The 21,091-nt window shown below is 41.7% G+C and carries 15 protein-coding genes and 1 pseudogene; 15 read left to right on the top strand and 1 reads right to left on the bottom strand.

Annotation, left to right across the window (positions count from 1 at the left end; genetic code table 11):
- Positions 1-490: 490 nt before the first annotated feature.
- From DSOL_RS22865 to DSOL_RS22800, 14 genes are all read left to right on the top strand, one after another.
- Positions 491-1,582, top strand: a complete 1,092-nt coding sequence (locus tag DSOL_RS22865) for a CoA transferase subunit A (RefSeq protein WP_083642948.1) — start codon at positions 491-493, stop codon at positions 1,580-1,582.
- Complete coding sequence (locus DSOL_RS22860) at positions 1,582-2,391, top strand: CoA-transferase subunit beta (protein WP_075367065.1); 810 nt, start codon at positions 1,582-1,584, stop codon at positions 2,389-2,391. Before DSOL_RS22865 ends, DSOL_RS22860 begins: the two co-directional genes overlap by 1 nt.
- A gap of 237 nt (positions 2,392-2,628) precedes the next feature.
- On the top strand, positions 2,629-3,930 hold the full coding sequence (locus tag DSOL_RS22855; protein ID WP_075367064.1) for an alkyl sulfatase dimerization domain-containing protein: 1,302 nt from the start codon (positions 2,629-2,631) through the stop codon (positions 3,928-3,930).
- A gap of 142 nt (positions 3,931-4,072) precedes the next feature.
- Positions 4,073-6,091, top strand: a complete 2,019-nt coding sequence (locus DSOL_RS22850) for an alkaline phosphatase family protein (protein ID WP_235838966.1) — start codon at positions 4,073-4,075, stop codon at positions 6,089-6,091.
- A gap of 43 nt (positions 6,092-6,134) precedes the next feature.
- Positions 6,135-6,458 carry a thioredoxin family protein gene (locus DSOL_RS22845; RefSeq protein WP_075367063.1) on the top strand — a complete coding sequence of 108 codons (324 nt, stop codon included), beginning with the start codon at positions 6,135-6,137 and terminating at the stop codon, positions 6,456-6,458.
- Between the two features lie 40 nt (positions 6,459-6,498).
- Entirely contained in the window at positions 6,499-7,710 is a 1,212-nt protein-coding gene (locus DSOL_RS22840; RefSeq protein ID WP_075367062.1) for an FAD-dependent oxidoreductase, read from the top strand.
- 150 nt (positions 7,711-7,860) lie between these two features.
- Entirely contained in the window at positions 7,861-9,096 is a 1,236-nt protein-coding gene (locus DSOL_RS22835) for a hypothetical protein (RefSeq protein WP_075367061.1), read from the top strand.
- A 209-nt stretch (positions 9,097-9,305) separates the two neighbouring features.
- Positions 9,306-10,085 (top strand): enoyl-CoA hydratase/isomerase family protein, encoded by a 780-nt coding sequence (locus DSOL_RS22830; protein ID WP_075367060.1) that lies wholly within the window; start codon positions 9,306-9,308, stop codon positions 10,083-10,085.
- A 77-nt stretch (positions 10,086-10,162) separates the two neighbouring features.
- Positions 10,163-11,977, top strand: coding sequence for an acyl-CoA dehydrogenase family protein (locus DSOL_RS22825; RefSeq protein WP_075367059.1), 1,815 nt, complete (start codon positions 10,163-10,165; stop codon positions 11,975-11,977).
- A 149-nt stretch (positions 11,978-12,126) separates the two neighbouring features.
- On the top strand, positions 12,127-12,975 hold the full coding sequence (locus DSOL_RS22820; RefSeq protein ID WP_075367058.1) for a methyl-accepting chemotaxis protein: 849 nt from the start codon (positions 12,127-12,129) through the stop codon (positions 12,973-12,975).
- A gap of 172 nt (positions 12,976-13,147) precedes the next feature.
- Positions 13,148-14,962 (top strand): acyl-CoA dehydrogenase family protein, encoded by a 1,815-nt coding sequence (locus tag DSOL_RS22815; RefSeq protein ID WP_075367057.1) that lies wholly within the window; start codon positions 13,148-13,150, stop codon positions 14,960-14,962.
- Positions 14,963-15,019: 57 nt separating this feature from the next.
- Positions 15,020-15,886 carry a 3-hydroxyacyl-CoA dehydrogenase family protein gene (locus DSOL_RS22810; RefSeq protein ID WP_075367056.1) on the top strand — a complete coding sequence of 289 codons (867 nt, stop codon included), beginning with the start codon at positions 15,020-15,022 and terminating at the stop codon, positions 15,884-15,886.
- 57 nt (positions 15,887-15,943) lie between these two features.
- Complete coding sequence (locus DSOL_RS22805) at positions 15,944-17,107, top strand: thiolase family protein (RefSeq protein ID WP_170871596.1); 1,164 nt, start codon at positions 15,944-15,946, stop codon at positions 17,105-17,107.
- A 168-nt stretch (positions 17,108-17,275) separates the two neighbouring features.
- Positions 17,276-18,577 (top strand): DUF1254 domain-containing protein, encoded by a 1,302-nt coding sequence (locus DSOL_RS22800; protein WP_075367054.1) that lies wholly within the window; start codon positions 17,276-17,278, stop codon positions 18,575-18,577.
- Positions 18,578-18,955: 378 nt separating this feature from the next.
- Here DSOL_RS22800 and DSOL_RS22795 read toward each other — a convergent pair whose 3' ends face one another.
- On the bottom strand, positions 18,956-20,185 hold the full coding sequence (locus DSOL_RS22795) for a serine hydrolase domain-containing protein (RefSeq protein ID WP_075367053.1): 1,230 nt from the start codon (positions 20,183-20,185) through the stop codon (positions 18,956-18,958).
- Positions 20,186-20,570: 385 nt separating this feature from the next.
- Here DSOL_RS22795 and DSOL_RS27615 point away from each other — a divergent pair.
- A pseudogene (locus DSOL_RS27615) lies at positions 20,571-20,729 on the top strand (thiolase family protein); the annotation flags it as partial.
- Between the last annotated feature and the right edge of the window lie 362 nt (positions 20,730-21,091).

The raw sequence follows: 21,091 nt of genomic DNA, 5'->3' as shown, positions 1-21,091 counted from the left end.
GAAATTGAACAGTCGAATTAAGCCTTAAATCAGAGAATGATTAAAACGCTAACTGCGCGTCCCAAAAGACGCGCAGTTAGCGTGTACTTTGTAAACATGAAAAATTTTATGTTAAGAATTATACAAAATAGTGGACATTCTCAATGGGTTTTGACCATTTAAGTTCGAAGTGTTAACACCTTGTATGAATCCGTTACAAAAAACAAGGTGGTGTTGCTAACTACTTCGTAGTAGTTCTGCAGCACCACCTTATTTCTACTTATACGTCTTATACCGTAAAAATTATTTAAAAATATTCTGCAATCAATTATTGACTAAATATATAATAATGATATAGAATATGTTCAGTAGTAAATTTACTTCAAAATCAGGAGGTGTGAATGAAAAAATGTCATAAGGAATTGCAAAAAAAATTTAGTATGTATCTGCAAAACCTTCTACCCTCGTACTTTATGAGTACAGGAAAAAATCTTAATTATTTGGAGGAAATATGCTTACAGGAAAAAAGAGGCCAGATAAGATCATGACAGCTAAAGAAGCAGTTTCCCATTACGTACATGACGGCGACACAATATCAGAAGCCAATTTCATAACCGGAGCCCCTTTCGCCCTCATCCACGAGATTATCAGGCAGCACAAAAAAGACCTGACCTACGTAAATCAGAGCGGTTTGGATGAAATCGAAGTGCTGATCGCCGGTGGCTGTCTGAGAAGGGTGATGACAGCTTTTGTAGCCAGACCCCCCGGCATCAAGGAAAGTCAATTGGAAGGTGCTATGCGGAGTGGTAAGGTAGAAATGGAGGAGTACTCTAACTACAGCCTGCTCTCGATGTTGGAGGCAGGAGCGAAAGGGAACAGCTGTGCCATTGTCCTGCCTTCTCTTATCCATAGTGATATCTTTAATAAAAGGAGATTTGCCGGCGAACAAAAATTCAAGGTAAGCAAATGCCCTTTTTCAGGAAACGATCTTCTGCTAGTGCCGGCACTCAGGCCTAATGTGTCTATATTGCACGCTCAAAGAGCTGATCGATCTGGAAACGTCCAGTACTGGGGAGCCAATGGCAATACCAAATGGGCCGCTATGGCCGCAGACAAGATAATTGTTTCTGTTGAGGAAATAGTTGATAATCTGGAGATCAGAGAAAGCAGGGAATACACGATAATTCCCAACTTTATGGTAGACGCGGTTATTCACGAGCCTTGGGGGGCGCACCCTATGGAACTTTGCGGCTATTACTCTTTTGATTTTCCTTTTAGAAGCAGAATGGTTTTCAGCATGTCTAAAGGGACTGATGGGGTCGAAAAATGGCTGGATTCCTGGGTATATGGAGTTGCCTCACGCCGTGAGTACCTAGAAAAATACAAAGAAGTTTTTGGCGCTGATGCTTTGGCCCGATTCAGGGTTCCATTGAAGTTTAGTGGCACGGTTAAAGATGGTGGTCAAACCCATGGGCACTTCGATGAGAATGATTACGGAAAAATTATCGGACTCAAGTTTGATGTGTTTAACCAACTTGCCGAGGCAGTTAATTCCGGCGCAGGGGATGAAGAATTAGAAAAAATATTGCTGGGGGTAGACTGATGGGTTTTTCATACAATCCCACGGAATTTATGCTGATCACCGCAGCGCAGGAAATTGAGGACGGAGATGTAGTAGTCACCGGACAGGGATTTCCAACGGTGGCTGCTATACTAGCCAAAGAATTTTTTACTCCGAATGCAATATTATTGACAGAGGCTGGGATGGTGGACTATACGCCAGTCTCGTCGCCCATCCACATAGCCGATCCCACCGCTTTAAAAAGCTATTCCTACAGTTGTGACATACTGGACATCTTCAGTGTCATTCTAAACAGGGGCTTTGTGGATGTGAGCTTCTTGGGTGTTGGTCAGGTGGATAAGTACGGAAATCTTAATTCCTCGATTTTAGGTGATTATGCTAAGCCTAGGATGATCATGGCTGGGGCCGGAGGAGCGCCGGAATTCCTGTCTTACTCACGAAAAGTAATCCTGACCATGCGTAGTGGTAAGTTTGTGGAAAAGTTGGATTACCTGTGCAGTTCAGGATTTATAACCGGTGGAAAAGCACGAGAGGAAAGCGGGCATTTCCATATTCCTGGAGGACCAGCAGCTCTGATCAGCACCAAAGGGCTTTTCCGCTTTGACAAGGATACCCATGAAATGTACCTGGCTGCGATAATGCCGGGGGTAACAGTGCAAGATGTGCAGCAGGATATTCCCTGGAAGCTCAAAATATCGCCGGATTTAACCGAGCTATTACCTCCCACCGACGACCAGAAAAAGTTCATAAGACGATTTGACCCACCCAGTGCACTTGGCCGGAGAGTCCTGATGAAAATTATGGAAATGAATCAAGCATCTCGTAAGTAATTTTTATAAAAATAGTTCGTTAAAAAGCAGTTAATCATCCTGTAGGTTTAAGCAGTATTTTCAGACGCCTTTGTTTCGACCTAAACACAATAGCTTCTGCAATTCTTTTGCGAAATAAGGATTTGGCATTAGGCATTAGACATTAGACTCTAAAGCCCGAGTTGATATGGGAATAAGTTCACTAATAAGGATCATCAAAACCCTAAAACCGGAAAATCATGGAGGATTAGATTGAGTATGAGTATTCTCGAAAAAAATCTTAATAAAATCCATATTGACCCAAAAGTTACTAAAACTATAGAAAATTTTAAGTTAATTAGTGGTACTCCCAAAATTGAAAAGGTATGTGATAGTGTCTACGTTGCAATAAATTATGGGATGGGCAGCGTAATTATTTTTGACACCGAAGAGGGACTGGTTATTGTTGATACTTCAGACAGTCGAAGGGTGGCCAGGAAAATAAAAGCGGATCTGGGTGAGTTATTAAACAAGCCGGTCAAAAAGATTATTTATACTCATTGTCACGGAGATCACTGGATGGGTACAGCTGAGTTTGTTTGCCCCGACACCGACGTGATCGCTCACAGAGAGTTTATGGACTGGCTGGAGTATGGGCGAAGGCTTAAAGGCAAGGATATGCGGCAGAATATTCTCCAGTATAATTTTGACCTTCCGGTGAGTCATAGACATATTAAGATTATCCCAGACAAGCCTGGAGATGAAAAACTCGTACTGCCCAACCTGCTGGTTGATGATTGTATTATGTTTAGCTTAGGTGGGCTGGACTTTAAAATTTACCATATAGAGTGTGAAACATCGGATCACCTCATGGTTTGGGTACCTCAACTGGAATTGCTTTGCTGCGGTGACCTATATTATGCTTCATTCCCCAATATTTCTAGCCCTATGAAAATAGTGCGTTCAGCCTACAAGTGGTATAAAAGCTTAGAGCAGGCCATGCTTCTGGAACCACGTTACTTAGTACCCAGCCACACTGAGCCCATCAAGGGCAAAGAAAAAGCAGCTGAGGTTTTACGTGACTATCGAGATGCCGTAAAGTTTATTGACGACGAGGTGGTAAAGGCCTTAAACAAGGGAAAAACGCTGGAAGAAATGAGGAGTTCTATAACTTCTTTGCCAGAACATTTAGCCAACAAGTCTTACCTCTTGGAGCTTTACGGCAAGGTGAGCTGGGCTGTAGAAGGAGTTTTCAGAATTTATTCCGGTTGGTTCGAGGGAAACCCCACCTGGCTTGAGCCATTGCCGGCTAAAGAAAGAAATACGGAATTAATCGATATGGCCGGAGGGCCGGAAAAAATACTAATGAAGGCTGCCCAAAAACAGGATGAGGATCTGCACCAGTTGGCTCTGGAACTTTGCGAGATAGTCATAAGTGTGCAACCGGACAATCAGGAGGCATTGGAAATGAAGATATTCTCTCTTCAGGCGTTGGGACTTAACACTTTTAACAGTAATGCCAGGGCTTTCTACCTTGGTGAGGCGGCGAGGATCAGCCAGAAGCTTGGGCTTCTTGACTAATCTGCCATTTCGTTTACCTCTATGACTATCAACTCAAAGGGGATGTTTTGATACATCCATATCGAATTTTTCTCGCCACAGGCCTGGATGAAAGAGAGAAATCCAACAAATAGATAATAAATTTGTTTTGGAGGGACTATTAATGAGTTTGGAAAGAACAGCATTATCCAATAAAATACTTATCCTGGGAATAGATGGTCTCGATCCGAGATTGACAAGAAAATTTGTTGATGAAGGTAAAATGCCTAATACTAAAAAATTTATTGAACGTGGTGTGGCCAGAGAAGATTTAGTTATGTTAGGTGGCCAACCGACAGTAACACCTCCTATGTGGACTACTTTATCAACCGGCGCTCATCCATACACGCATGGTATTACCGGTTTTGACAGACAATCAGCTGAGTCTTTAGATATCACTGAATACAATTTATCATCCGCACACTGTAAAGCGGAGCAGTTGTGGAACGTATTTGCGGAAGCAGGAAAAAGAACGTTAGTATGGCATTGGCCGGGGAGTGCATGGCCCCCAACTTCCAATAATCCTAATTTGCATGTGGTAGATGGGACACAACCGGGAGCGCCAAATATCGGTGTGGCTAAAGTTGATAAAGAAAAGTTTATCATTGCTGATGTTAAGACCCCCGAAGTTGACTATAGAAATTCTGCTACCAATGATGGTGATGTGCCCTGTATGCTCACGGATTTGAAAGCTATTGAGGGTAAGAAACAAGCTGACGCATCTAAAATTGTAGCCAAGCAAAGAAAGGTCGTTATTTTGAATGGGGATGAGGAAGGCGGAGCTAGTGACAGTGTTTTCGATGTACAAGTCTCTCCGGTAAAAGAAGCTGCTGGATGGGCTAATGCGCCTGAAGGAGCGAAAGAATTTATACTGCTTCATTCCGAGGGCGTGATCAGAAGACCATGCTTAATTCTCAAAAATCCCCAAGGCGTTTACGATAAAATAGCAATTTATAAGAACAAAAAAGAAGCTGAACCGATTGTTGTTTTGAAACCTGATGTATTTACGCCAAATATTGTAGATGAAGCGGCAAAGGATAATGGTGTTTGTTTAGCAAATCGTTGCATGAGGGTTTTAGAGTTGGCAGAGGATGGAACCCGTTTAAAACTTTGGTGTTCTTCAGCTATGAATATTTCGGCCGATTCAGTCTGGCATCCCAAAAGCTTGTTTAAAGAAGTTTGTGAGAATGTTGGTTATCCGCAGCCGTTAAGCCTTGCCGGAGGAAATAACTCAGATTTGTTTAAGAAATGCATGTTGGCAAGTTGGGATAATATGGGGAAATGGTATGGCGATACCTTGAATTATTTTATTGAAAAAGATCGTTATGATGTTATTTTCACACACTTTCACAATGTGGATTTAGAAGGCCATTTAATCATCAAATACATGAAAAAAGGGCATAAAGGACAAGAAGGAAATGTCTTCCAACAATATTTAGAAGATGTTTATATCCAGACTGACAATTATATAGGACAATTCCTACACCTTTTGGATAAAGAATGGACAGTTTTCATTATTTCCGATCATGCGCAGGTTTGTCCGGAACATGATGTCCCATTAATCGGGGATACAAAAGGTACAATGGTACCGATAATGCGGGAACTCGGGTATACAGAAGTATTAAAAGATGAGAACGGAAATGATCTATATGAAATCGACTGGAATCGCACAAAAGCTGTCGCTACCCGAGCAAATCATATTTATCTCAATATAAAAGGTCGCTATCCTCATGGCATTGTCAATCCTGAGGATCAATATGAGCTGGAAGAACAAATCATGACCGATCTATATGGCTATAAAGATAAGAAAACAGGAAAACGTATCATTGCTATGGCTTTAAGAAACAGAGATGCTATTCTCTTAGGATTAGGCGGGCCGGAATCAGGTGATATACTCTTTTGGTTGGCAGAGGGATATAACTATGATCACTGTGATTCATTATCAACAACCTATGGTTTTGCAGATACGTCGGTATCACCGATCTTTATTGGAGCAGGTGTAGGATTGAAATCAGGTGTATACACTGAACGGATGATTCGTGAAGTTGACTTTGCACCGACGGTAGCGGTTGTTGGCGGTGTGCGTATGCCGGCACAATGCGAAGGAGCTCCGGCCTATCAGATATTTACCAAAGACTATTAAAAATCATATGAAAATAAATCGATGATGAATGGGGTATAAGTGAATGTCTTTACAACAATTAAATTCAAAAAGTTTTGAGGAAATTATCTATGATAATGGTGAACCTTGTCTGGCAGTTTTCTCAAGAAAAACATGTCATGTTTGTAAAGAAGTTGTTCCGGTTTTGGAGGAGTTAGCACCTAAGTATGATGGGAACTTTGGTTTTTATCATGTCGATGTCGAAGAAAATAAAGCTTTGTATCAACGCTTTTCTTTAAAAGGGGTTCCCCAGATTCTATTTTTTAATAATGGAGAATACAAGGGAAAAATAACTGGAAAAGTTGAAGACGAGCAAGTTGAAGCTAAAATAGCTGAAGTGATTGGGTAAGTCTTTCGTTCAAAAGAAACTATGGAGGAAGTACTATTAAATGGCTGATAATTACGAGTTGCTCATTATAGGTGGGGGCCCGGGAGGTTTAGCTGCTGCCGTTTATGGAGGAAGGGCTAGACTCAAAACAATAGTTATTAATAAAGGTTCCATAGGCGGTTTGGCAAATACTACCAGAGAAATTGTAAACTATCCCGGATATACCCATACCACCGGACCGGATCTAATGGAGGACTTTAGATATCATGCAGATAGTTTTGGCGTGGGATTTTTAAAAGACGAAGTTATTAGCGTAGATTTTTCACAGGAAGAAAAATTAGTTAAGACTAAAAAAGGTAGAGAGCTAAATGCCAAAGCAGTGATCATAGCCTGTGGCAGCGAACCTAGACTGCTGAATATTCCCGGTGAAAAAAAGCTTCAAGGCAATGGTGTGGCCTATTGCGCCACCTGTGATGCGGAATTCTTTGAAGGGGAAGACGTTATTGTTGTTGGCAGCGGGGATCAAGCCATTGAAGAAGGAATGTACATTACAAAGTACGCTCGTAAAGTAACTGTGATTGTACTCCATGATGAAGGAATTCTTGATTGCAATAAAGTCAGTGCTGAAAGAGCATCCCAAAATGAAAAGATGGAGTTTATCTGGAACTCTACCATTGAAGAGGTCTTAGGCGAGGATAATGTAAAAGGAGTTCAAATTAAGAACTTAAAAACGGGGGATTCTACTGAACTTGTTTGTCAGGGTGTCTTTTTCTTTGTGGGCATGATTCCTTCGACCCATTTTCTTAAAGATAGTGGCATCGAGATGGACGAGAAAGGATATATTCCTGTCAATGAAATGATGGAAACGAATCTCGAAGGAGTATACGCGGTAGGAGACAATCGGGTTAAATATTTAAGACAAGTTGTAACAGCAGCTGGGGATGGGGCCATAGCAGCAGTAGTGGCGGAACGGTATATTGAAGAACAGAATGTTTTTAATACTAAGGTATTGCAAAGTGAGAAAAAAGTTTTACTACTCTTTTACAATGCTTTAAATAGTGAGAGCGTGGAATTTATCACCTTATTGGAAGAAGTAAACCTAGAACTCTCGAATAGCTATAAAGTTGTAAAAGTGGATATGGCCACCAAGAAAAATTTGGCTCATAAATATAATATTGTAAAAGTGCCATCAGTAGTGTTATTAGACAAAGGGCTGGAAATTAAACGGCTGGACTGCTCCGTAGATAAAGAAAAGCTAAAATCTCAATTATGAAAATCAAACTATGTTAGTAATACAAAAAATTCATAGAGGATCATTAACAAGGAGAGGGCTTATGGAAAGGGTCAGTATTGCTGCATTCAATGAAGGCTTATGCTTTGATTCTATCGGGGTGCAGCCAAGGTATAGGCCAGAAAACAATAAATGTTAATTAAAGAACCTATAAAAATAACAGGTCAGAGTTTGTATCAAGATGTGGTTACATACGCTCAGATGGGTGACCACAGAACGGCAACTGAAGTTGACACCAAAACCGCACAATGGATTCGCGATGAATTGAAAAAAGCAGGGTTTACGACTGAATTACAGACGTTTGACATTCCCCAGTATTTTATTAAAGAGAAAAGCTTGACGGTATCCGGAAAACAGGTGGATTGTTTCCCGCTGTGGCCTGTTAAAAGTACCGGTTATGAAACTATAAAGGCACTTTTGGTAAAAATGCAGAAAGGTGCAGATCAGGATAATCTGAAGGGCAGCATAGCCCTTGTTACATTCCCCAGGGCGTGGGGCTATTTAACCCTAGGTAAAGATCATATTGATCTAATCGGAGATGCGGCAAAGGCAGGTGCAAAGGCAGTTATCGCAGTGCAAGAAGCTCCTTCACCGGAAATCTGGGCTATTAACGTTAAGTTAAATGAGAAAGAACAACCTATTCCTGTTATCCAGGTATCCCCCAAAGACGAGAAGACACTGCTCTTAGCAATAGAGAAAAGTGAAGAAGTATCTCTAAAGCTAAACGTAACGTTTGAAGCAAAGGCAAAAACACAAAATGTCATCGGCAAGATTGGAAACGGACAAAAATGCATAGTGGTTTCCACTCCTACAAGCGGTTGGTTTCAAAGCGGGGGCGAACGAGGCCCTGGAGTATCATTGTTTCTTAACCTGGCCAGGTGGGTCGGACAGAAACAACACAACGTAAGTTTTATTTTCGTGGCAACTTCGGGTCACGAGAGATTTTACGTAGGAATGGATAGATACATGGAGAACTTGGCACCCAAACCTGAGAACGTAGCAACATGGCTGCACTTGGGTGCGTCAATAGGAACCTGGTCTTGGAAGCAAACACCTGACAGCATGGAAAAAGTTCCTCGGGAACCAAAGGAACAAAGTTTGGTTTGCAGCCCGCAACTCCTCTCCACTCTGCAAACTTCCTTCGCAGATGCCAAGAGCTTTATCCCGACCTCAAACGGGAACAACGCTGGAGAAGTAGATGGCATACTGAAAAAAGGATACAATGCATTCGGTATCTTTAACGGGCACATGTATTTCCATACACCGGCAGACGGGCCTGAAAACACTGCACCGGAATTGCTGGAACCAATATTCGTTTCTTTAACCAAAACCTTTGATGCTGTTGAGGCTGATTTTATTGGCAAGTAAGGTCTCGCTTTTAGCTCAGTAGTGTTGCATAAACTTAAAACTTAAGTGTTGGCAGCTAAGGTTGTGTGTACTGGAGAGTTATTGTGAGGTGGCATGATTTTTGTGTATAAAAAATACGGGGGGCCCTGAAAGATTGTTAAAAGGCATGTGATTGAAGATTAAGCGCTGTATGAGACGAGCAAATAAATACTAACTAGGAGGCAGTACGAATGGCTTACGAAACAATAATTGTACAAATCGAAGAAGGAATAGCTACCATTACGCTGAATCGTCCCATGGTGCTAAATGCGTTGAGTAATCAGGTCTTCAATGAAATAGCGGAGGCAGCTTCAACTCTGTCTGCAGACCCTTCTGTACGTGTTGTGATCATAACAGGAGGTGAAAAAGTATTTGCAGCAGGTGCAGATATCGGTCAGATGGCTGCTGCTACAGCGGTAGAGGTGATGAATAGTGACCGACCCTCGCAAAGAGCTATAAACATAATAGAAAATATGCCTAAGCCCGTCATCGCTGCGGTCGCTGGTTTTGCACTTGGTGGTGGGTGTGAACTAACGTTGGCGGCAGACGTTCGTATCGCTGCGGACAATGCTCAATTCGGATTGCCGGAAATTAAACTGGGCATTTTACCTGGTGCGGGTGGAACTCAACGTCTGCCACGTTTGATCGGTGTCGGCAGAGCAAAAGAGATGATTTTTACAGGGAATTTTATTAGTGCTGAAGAGGCATGGCGTATCGGACTAGTCAACAAAGTTGTGCCGGTAGATCAACTTTTTATTGAAGCTAAGAAAATGGCGAAACGTTTCGCCGCTCTAGGTGCGGTGGCCTTAAGTATGGCAAAATCCGCTGTGAACGAAGGACTCAAGATGGATCTGGAGACAGGTCTGCAGTATGAGAATAAATGTTTTAATCTTCTTTTTGCTACAGAAGATCAAAAAGAAGGCATGAAAGCCTTCTTGGAAAAAAGACCGGCAAATTTCCAAGGGAGATAGCGTTTAGGCAGGGGAAGAGTAACCAAAGTATATTGGATTTTTGTAATACAAATTACAAAAGTGAAAGGATGAACATTTTGGCCAGTAACTATATTTACAACAACAGGGATCACAAATTCATTATCAAGGAATGGTTGGACGGAGAGAAGATTCTGGGGTTAAAACGCTTTCGGGACTACCTCTCCATCGATGATGTCGACGGAATTCTTGATCAATCCTTAAAAGTTTGCAGGGACGTTGTAGCTCCAACCAATGATGACGGAGACACAATTGGAGCGATCTTTAAGGATGGAAAAGTTAAATTGCCGCCATCTTTCAAGAAAGCTTACGATTTTTTACAAGAAAATGGGTGGGGAGCAAGTAACCTGGATGAAGATGGAGAAGGGACACTTCCCGGCCTGCTGAGCGAAGCTGTCCGTGAATTTACGCTTGGAGCTAATCCCTCATTGGCCCCTTATGTTGGGTTGTGCGGCGGTGTAGCTGCTGTAATTAAGGCGTTCGGATCTCCTGAACAAATCGAATTCTTTACTCCGAAAATGTTTGAAGGTGTTTGGGAAGGCACAATGTGTCTAACTGAACCTGGAGGTGGTTCTGATGTAGGGGATATGACTTCTAAGGCCTATCCGACAGATGATCCGAAAATCTACAAGCTAAAAGGGACAAAATGCTTTATAACCGGAGGTGATCATGATCTTACTGAAAACATCGTTCACTTGGTACTAGCTCGTGTGGACGGTGCGGCCCCTGGCACAAAAGGTTTATCTTTGTTCATCGTTCCCAAGATCTGGATTAATGAAGACGGCAGCTTAGGGGAATCCAACGATGTTTCAACCGTTGGGATTGAGCACAAATTGGGTCTTAGGGGTTCATCCACAGCTGTGCTTTCATTTGGAGAAGAGGGCAATTGCCGCGGTTTTCTTTTAGGCAAAGCGCCGGACGAAAAAGGGATCGGTCAGGGTATGTCTCAAATGTTTATGATGATTAATAACTCGCGGATGGATACTGGGCACAGTGCTTTGGCAGTTGCCACGGTAGCTTATAACAATGCAGTTCATTATGCCAAGGAACGTATTCAAGGTCGACCCTTTAACAATCCCAAAGGGAATAGGGTTCCCATTATCCAACATGAAGATATTCGTCGAATGCTGATCACTCAGAAGGCCACAATAGAAGCTATGCGTGCCATCATTTATAAAGGCTTCTACTATTTGGACTTAATCAAGTTCGGTGACGATCCTGCTGACATCAGTGCTGCTGCACGCTCTATCGAAGTTATTACCCCTTTGGTCAAGGCCTATTGTTCAGACCAAGCTTGGTTAATGATTACCGAAGCCATTCAAGTTTTCGGCGGTTATGGATTTACCGAGGAATATCCTGTGGCACGTCAAGCTAGGGACGTCAAGATTTATTCCATTTGGGAAGGAACCAATTTCATACAGTCGCTGGATCTTGTGGGACGTAAGTGGAGTCTTAATAACGGTACTGTTTTCAAAGAATGGCTGATGGAGATCGATAAATTCATACAAGCTAATCGTAATCACGATACTTTTGCCCGCGAGTTCGAGTTGCTGGAAAAAGCATTGCTAGCCTATCGGGAAGTTTATGATACCGTTTTAAGCTACTATAAGGAAAATATTCGATTAGTTCCGTTATATAGTACGAGAATATTGAGAATCACTGCCGAACTATTTGGGGGTTACTTGCTGATGCAGCAAGCATTAGTAGCGCAAGAAAAACTTACTCAAGGCAATGATGACCAGGACTTTTATAATGGAAAAATTCAAACTGCAAAATTTTATGTAAACAATATTGTGCCGGATGTAATGGCGACGGTGCAGGTTATTAAAGAAGCTGATACATCAGCCATAGATATTCCGGAAACAGCTTTCTAAACAGGTTCAAATCAGCGTTTCAAAATATAGTTATATTCTTTACATTTTATACAGATTTATTTGCAAGAGGTAGAGTTTCGAGCCTTTTTATCATGACTCTTTCGCCTGTGTCCTTGAACAACGGAAATCCATAGAAAGAGGCGCTGCTTGTGAGTAATGAAAAATCTTATAATCTTAGCGATGACCAATTACTTGAAACTTATGGGGATGTTGCAGCGACATTTAATAAGGCACTCGTTATATTCAATGCCATATCAATTACCAATAAAGAGGTTTTTTTGCGTAATATTAGGACAGGCCATGATGGTCCTGGTCAATGGGAGGGGAAACCTTTCCCCGAAAATAGTATCATTCCTTCAATCATTAAAACAGGTGTCCCAGTAACTAAAATTGTACCTAAAGAAGTTTATGGATCAGAGTTTAAATCAACTACTGTACCCATACCGAATAAAGAAGGAAATATTATTGGAACGCTAACTCTGTCGCTGAGTTTAGAGAATCAGAATAATCTGCAAAAAGCAATTGAAGAAATTTCATCATCTGCAGAAGAGCTTTCTGCCTCGACGGATGAAATATCCTTTTCGGCAGTTTGTTTATCCAATAACGTTGCAGAAGCTTTAAGTGAAACTCAAGAGATAGTACAACTAATTACGCAAACAAATCGTATTCTGGATTTTATTAATCATGTTGCCTCAAATTCAAGACTCTTAGGACTTAATGCAGCTATTGAAGCAGCAAGAGCAGGTGAATCCGGGAGAGGTTTTGCAGTTGTAGCGGATGAGATCCGTAAGATGGCAGAGAATAGCTCGAAATCAGTCAGTGATACGAAAAAGATTATTTCTTCAATTAATACTATGGTAGATCATCTTTTAAATAAGATTCAAGAGTTATCGGATGTTGCCCTTACCCAAGCAGCAGCAACTCAGGAAGTAGCCGCTTGTCTTCAAAATCTTGAAAGCAATTCCCAAGTTGTCCAAAATATAGCTCTAGTTATCTAGAAGTTGAAATGAGTAATGTATCTGAGGCATACAGTTTGCTATTGAAATAATCAGAGGGTCATGTAGCCAATGTAATTGGCTATGGTTTACCAAGTGAATTGTTTTCAAGTTGACTGTACCGTATAAGGGTCGCGGGTTGGCTAGATTCCAGGACAGAAAGGAGAATGCTGAATTGGGAAGTAACTTTATCTACTCTAACCGTGAACATAAATTTATTATTAAGGAATGGTTGGATTTTCCTAAAATAATTAATTTGAGACGTTTTAGAGACTTTTTGAATATTGATGATGTGGATCAGATTCTTGACCAGGCTCTTAAAGCCTGTAAGGATGTAATGGCTCCGACAAACGATGACGGAGATACGATCAAGACAGTATTCAAAAATGGGCGTGTCACGGTACCGCCTTCCTATCATGAAGCTTACAAGTTTATGCGAGAGAACGGTTGGGGAGCCACAAATAAGGATGTCGAGGACGAAAGTGCCCTTCCGGAGACTCTGTATGGAGCGGTACATGAATTTATGGCTGCTTCCAATACTGCACTGACGATGTTTTTTAGTATGTGCAGTGGTATAGGATCGGTGATCAAATCGTTTGGTTCCCGGGAGCAAATAGATTTATACACCCCGAAAATGTTTAGTGGGGTTTGGGGAGCCACCATGTGCCTGACCGAGACTAGCGGAGGTTCTGATGTGGGTGATCTGTTGACCAAGGCATATCCTACGGATAATCCCTCGATTTACAAGATCAAAGGGACAAAGTGTTTCATTTCTGGCGGAGATCATGATCTGACTGAGAATATTATTCACCTGGTTTTAGCTAGAGTGGAAGGTGCGGCACCGGGGACAAAAGGGCTTTCATTATTCATAGTGCCAAGAATACGCGTCAATTCAGATGGAAGTTTGGGTGAATTTAACGATGTAACAACTGTAGGAATCGAACACAAGATGGGTATGAATGGTTCTCCCACAGCAGTCCTCAGTTTTGGCGATGAAAATGATTGCTATGGGACCCTGATCGGTGACCCTCCCGATGAAAGAGGATTTGGTCAGGGTATGGCCCAGATGTTCAAAATGATCAACACGGCTCGGGTGGATACCGGACATGGCGCATTAGCTGTAGCAGCCATCGCCTATAATAATTCAGTCGAATATACCAAACAGCGCATCCAAGGCCGCTCCATCAAAAATCCTAAAGCAGGACGGGTGCCGATTATCCAACATGCGGACGTCCGACGGATGCTCCTCTCCCAAAAGGCTACCTTGGAAGCAATGCGTGCAATGATATTCAAGGCATATTATTTCATAGACTTAATCAACTATAGTGATGAACCATCCGACGTCCATGATGCAAAACGTCAAATTGAGGTGATCACACCACTTATTAAGGCTTATTGTTCAGATCAAGCTTGGAATTTAGTTGCTGAGGCCATTCAAGTCTATGGAGGTTATGGCTATTCCGAAGAATATCCGATAGCCCGCCAGGCCAGGGACAGTAAAATATTCTCTATTTGGGAAGGAACGAATTTCATTCAGTCGATGGACTTAGTTACCCGCAAGTGGAAGCTGGAAAATGGCCAACTATTCAGAGATTGGTTTGAAGAACTGGCAGCATTTATTGAAGATAATCGGAATAACGCTCGTTTTATGCGCGAATTCCAAATATTATCTCAAGCTTTGGAGGAATATCAAAACCTGCAGGTAACGGTAGAAAACTATTATGATCAAAATATCGAGCTGGTTCCTTTCTATTCCACCCGAATTTTGCGGGTTACGGCAGAGTTATACAGTGGATGTCTGTTAATGCAACAAGCTTTAATTGCGCAAGACAAATTGGATGCTGGAAGCACTGACAATTCGTTTTATCAAGGTAAAGTTCAAAGTGCTCGTTTCTACGTGCGAAACGTAGTTCCTGATGTAATGGCTACAATTAAAGTAATCGCTGAAGGAGATACATCGGCGATTGATATTCCTGAGGAAGCATTTTAAAGAGTGCTTTTTGAAATGAAGGTCTAAATTTTAAATATTATGGAGGTGCTTGTTAACGTGAAAGTAGAGGATATTAAGAAGATCTGTGTGATTGGTGCCGGAAATATGGGGCATCAAATTTCCTTGAGTGCAGCTTTGGCAGGATTTAAAGTTTCTTGTACAGACATTAGTCAGGAGATGTTGGATAAAGCCCAAGCCTTTGCTGGATCTTACTTGGCGGAACGGGTGAAGAAGGGGAAACTGAATCAAGAACTTGCAGACCAAGCTTTAGCAAACCTGAGTTTTACAAACAGTTTGGAACAGGCTGCTGGGGATGCTGATTATGTTATTGAGGCGGCAGTTGAGAAAATAGATATTAAACGAAGACTTTTTGCTGATCTTGATCGAATTACCCCTCCTCACGCAATTTTAGCGACCAATAGTTCGTTTATTGTTAGCTCCAAAGTGGCCGATGCTACCACGCGCCCTGACAAAGTGTGCAACATGCATTTCTTTAATCCTGCCTTGGTTATGAAGTTGGTGGAGGTGGTCCAAGGTCCCCATACATCTGCGGAAACAGCCCAAATTACCATGGAATTATGTGAAAAGATTGGCAAAATTGGGGTGCTCTTAAAGAAAGAAATCTATGGGTTTTTAGTAAACCGGATTTTGGCAGCTATCAGTAAAGAAGTTTATTATTTGGTAGATATGGGGATTGCCACACCGGAAGAAATTGATACAGCTGTGGTCAATGCACTCGGTCATCCTATGGGACCGTTCCGTTTACAGGATTTAACAGGAATTGATTTAGGCTATTATGTTGCCATGGAGCGCTATCAGGAGACCGGTAACCCAAATGACAAACCGTCGCCTCTTATGGTTGAGAAGTTTGTCAAAGGGGAATGGGGCAAGAAAACCGGAAAAGGGTTCTATAGCTACGAATAATAGGAGATCAGATGAGTCTTTTTCGATCTAATACAAAAATTGGAGGTTATGAAAATGATGAATGAAGCAGTTATCGTATCAGCTGTCCGCACAGCAATAGGAAAGGTCGGTGGCACTTTAGGCCGGGTTAAACCCCATATTTATGGAGCAGAAGTTATCAAAGAGGTAATTCAACGAATTGATCTTGATCCCAATGAAATTGAAGATGTGATTTTTGGTAATTGTCTTAATGGAGGTGGGGCCATTGCACGTTTATGCCTCTTGCAAGCCGGATTGCCCATGGATGTTCCAGGCCTGACCATTGATCGTCAATGCGGTTCCGGGTTAAACGCCGTAAATTTGGCGGCACAAGCGATTATGGCAGGAATGGGTGATGTATTCGTAGCCGGTGGTACTGAAAGCTGTTCTCTACAGCCTTATATGATGGATCATGTGGATTTCACGAGTAAAACACCACCGAATTTTCGTCAAGGTTTCCAACTTTCGACAGATGAAATAGGCAACCCGCCTATGGGAATCACCGCAGAGAATTTAGCCGATAAATACCAAATCAGCCGCCAGGAACAGGATGAATTTGCCTTGGCCAGCCAACAAAAGATGGCAAAAGCTCAGGCTGAAGGGCTATATAAGAGCCAGATTGTTCCGATGACTGTTCCGGCAGGAAAAAACAAGACGGTAGTCTTTGATACCGACGAGCATCCACGTGAGACAACTATGGACACCTTAGCAAAACTGCCTCCTGCCTTTAAGAAGGGTGGTTCCGTCACGGCCGGTAACAGTTCCGGCTTGAATGACGCTGCAGCCGCAGTTGTCGTTATGTCTGCCCAAAGAGCAAAGGACCTCGGACTTAAACCATTGGCTAAAGTTCGCACGTTTGCCGTGTCAGGAGTTGACCCCAATATTATGGGTATCGGTCCGGTGCCGGCAACCGAAAAGGCTCTCAAAAAATCGGGACTAAGCCTTAAAGATATTGACCTGATTGAGATCAACGAGGCATTTGCTGCTCAAACTTTGGCGTGTGACAGGGAACTAAAAATGGATATGAGTAAAGTGAATGTTAATGGCGGAGCCATTTCTCACGGACATCCCATCGCTGCTACCGGTGCTATCCTCACGACGAAGTTGGTTTACGAAATGAACCGTCGTGATGTCCAGTTTGGTCTGATCACAGCTTGTATTGGTGGAGGACAAGGTATTGCTACGATTTTTGAAAGAGTATAAGACTGATTTCTAACAGACTGAGCGCATGTTAAAACATGCGCTCAGTTTTCAAAGTCATTTAATGAGTCTTGTTCAACCTCTATGACGCGTCGTCCGAATCAAAGCGTAATCTATCGGATGGCAGCTATTAACTAGTATAGTAATGGTTCACCTAAAGGAGGTATTGGATTGAGTCATGATACCGAAGCTAAGGAAGAAAGAGCCTTCGAATTAGGGAAGCAGGCTTATCTTTACGGCTGTCCAATCGTGATTATGGAAGACACAATGAGGTCACTGATGTCCCTAAAACCCTTTTCATATAACGAATATATTCACAATAAACGTCTTTCTAAGCCAAAAGACAGGCAGGTGGTTGCACCCAACAACGATACCCTTTATTCTTCCGCCTGGCTGGATCTTGCTGCAGAACCAATTGTTATGCATCTTCCCCATACCAATGGACGCTACTATGTAATGGCTCTCTATGATATGTATACAAATAATTTCTATTGTGTTGGGCAGCGTGTCACCGGGACAAATGAAGGAGATTATGTTATTGTCGGGCCGCAATGGAAGGGCTCTTTACCAGAGGAGCTCAAAGCAATCAAGGCACCGACCAACAATGTATGGATTATTGGACGAATATTAGTTAATGGGGTAGAAGATCTTCCGGATGTTAATGCTTTGCAAAAACAATTTACTCTGATCCCGTTAAGTAAGTTCCTGAACGGTGATTATTCCAGCTCACCGATGTCTGAGAATGAGAGGTTGCTTAATCCTGACTCCGATGTTCCTGATGAACTAAAGTTTTGGGAAAAATTGCGGGTGGCACTGAAAAACAATCCTCCTCAGGAAGACGAAGCCGGCTTGATAAACACGTTTGCTGAAATTGGACTCACTGCGGATATCAGTCCATTTACAAAACTAGACCCGGCTTTTGCCAGAGGGCTTATCCGGGCTGAAAAGGCTACAAAAGAGAGTATTGATAAAAGTACTAAGAATCAAGGCACTGTGATAAATGGATGGAATGTTATTACTGAAAAAATAGGTATGTTCGGTAACAATTACGAGTTAAGGGCATTTGCTGCCATAACAGGCCTTGGAGCTTTGGTGCTTGAGGAGGCCTATTATGCGAGGGCCTTTATGGACGGCGAAGGTAAGACTCTTAATGGTAAGAACAAATATATATTGCATTTTGATAAAATTCCTCCAACAGAAGCCTTCTGGTCAATAAGTTTGTATGATAAGGAATATTTTTTTGTGGAGAATGAGATAAACCGCTATGCCTTTGGCGATCGCACTGAGAATATCCGCTATAATCTTGACGGTTCCCTTGACATATATATTCAAAATGAGAGGCCCAAAGGGAAGGAATCCAACTGGCTACCCGCTCCGAAAGATGATTTCAATGTAATTTTACGATTTTATATCCCTAAGCCGGAAGTATCAAATGGAGAATACCAGATTCCACCGCTTAAAATAATTTACTGAAAGATATCTTAAATTCGTGGGCATTTTAAAGAAATCTTTTATCATCAAAGTTTTATGTATTGAGGCAAGATGACCCCGAACACCTTAAGATATCCTCTTATTATATTGCCACCCCCCTGAAAGAGTTCGACGAATTCCGAGAAGTACCAGTCCCCGACCGAATATATACCACGGCAGTGAACGATCCCGACACAACCTTAGGTATTAACTCCAAACTGATGGTTGGATTTATGTACCTTCTCCTTTCCCTGTGCTCAGGCCACAAAAAAATGGATGAAAGAAACTGTAAAGAGTTTCTTTCATCCAACACGGAAAGAAGGAGGTCGCAGAAAGTACTGTTAAGCGATTCTAAGGTAAGGTGTTTAAGATATTAATATTTTAATTTTTTGTAGTTGATGCAGGTTGGCTCGACACGATGGCATCAACTACTTTTCTGATTTCAGTATAAAAGGGATATACTTCCTTTAGTGTGCTTTTGGTCAGGAAAACGCCAGTCACATTGTTTCTGAAGTCCACCCAGGGACTGAACCCAAAAGCCCCCTGACAGCTGGCCACCAAAGCTTGACCTGTTTTGGGATCCATCACTTCATGCCAGTTACCTAAACCGTAGCGAGTTTGTGAGACACCTGGATTTATAGATTCATATTGACCATAGGGTGAATAAATAATTTCTGTCTTATCGTACTGATTTTTTAGCATTTCACTTACGGAATCGGCTGAAAGCACTTGTTTACCGTTATATTTACCTTTATTGAGTATCATGGTTAGGAATTTATCGTAATCTTGCATGTTCGACCAGGCACCGGAAGCAATTAAAGGAGTTTTTGTGGGTTTCCCATAAGTACTCGGCAAACCGGATATATACCAGTTAACATAGCTTAAGTTATAGTTGGTATTGGTCATTCCCAAAGGCCCGGCGATTTTTTCTTGAAACAGTTCTTTCCACGGTTTTCCGGAAACTACTTCTGCTATTCGGGCAGCTACTTGCATGGAGTGTTCTCCATAGCCAAATACAGTCCCCGGCTCTTTCACCGGATTTATTTCACCGGATTTATTGGCCAGCTCGGCAATTATGTTGACACTCTCCGCTAACGAGGAAGAGTTTTCCATCACTTTCTTAAGTAATACAGGAGTTAAATTATACCTTAGATCCGGCAATCCTGAGGTATGGGACAGAAGCATGCGTATCGTCGCCTTACCGGTTACCCCGGTAAATTGGGGCAAGTATTTGGATACCGGGTCGTCCAGGGAAAGAAGCCCGTCATCCACTAAGGTCATAATTACACTTGTTGAAAGCCATTTAGTCCCGGAGGCAATAGGTTGCATCTGGTCTAAACTGTAGTTGCCATAGGCTTTCTCGAAAATTACCTTGCCATCCTTTTTCAACAAAATTGTAAAGCCTTCTAAGTCTGATTCCGCCGCATGCCGCTGCATTAACTGATCGAGTTTGGAAAAATCATAACCACCAGACTGGACAGTAGCAGAAACAGCAGTGGTTTGATTTTTATCGGCAGCAACATTTAATGAACTGCAACCAATTAATGAAAGTAATATTACGAAGAAAAGAATAAAAATGGCCGATTTCTTAATTCTAAATAATTTTTTCATAAAGGCATCCCCTTCTCACATTCATAATTATAAACAATTATTGATACACGAAGATTAAAAACAAAATTACTTTCTTTATCGGACTCCCCCTTTTATTTGGAATTTAATTCGGCCGAAGAGAAAGGTTCTTGACTAAACTTATAATATTCTATAATTTTATTTTCAGTCAGTCATAGCATTTTACCATACTATTTTTTCAACATGCAATAGTAAAAATCAAAAAATTATGACTATATTTCACTTACTATATCTAATTACCACATAACCGTCTTAAAGAGAGTTCTTCCTTGACCAAAGGCAGCGTAAAGCTTATCTCGAATCCGCCCCCATGTTTGAGGGAATTCCGAGCGGCCTGCTTCCACCAGTGTCTTTCTTTATTTCCACTGGAAAAAACAAGACGGTAGTCTTTGATACCGACGAGCATCCACGTGAGACAACTATGGGCACCTTAGCAAAACTGTCTCCTGTCTTTAAGAAGGGTGGTTCCGTCACGGCGGGTAACAGTTCCGGCTTGAATGACGCTGCAGCCGCAGTCGTCGTTATGAGGAATTTATTTAATGGGAAAGTTGAGGGAATAAATTTTAAACTGCTTTATTGACTAAATTCATATTAATGATATACTATATATTCAGTAATTAAAGGTGATTTGAGTTTTTAAAGGTGAAATACCCTTATTGCGTAATTCCTGGGAAACATGTTCCGGCCATGAATCTTTTGTATCATGATGGGAAATAACCTTCTGCTCTGGATTTCAGTTAAAAATCTAATTGGTACGGGAGAATGATATCAAACGAAAAGAGGTGATATGGGATTAACAAGTAAATATGGTAAACATTTTTACCTGACATCATGATTGAATCACGGGAGACAACATAAATTTCTAGTGATTAAAAAAATGTATGTTTA

The organism is Desulfosporosinus metallidurans (assembly GCF_001936615.1).
Classification (GTDB): Bacteria; Bacillota; Desulfitobacteriia; order Desulfitobacteriales; family Desulfitobacteriaceae; genus Desulfosporosinus; species Desulfosporosinus metallidurans.
Note: the sequence above shows the minus strand (reverse complement) of the source record. Positions and strands in the feature narration are given on the sequence as shown.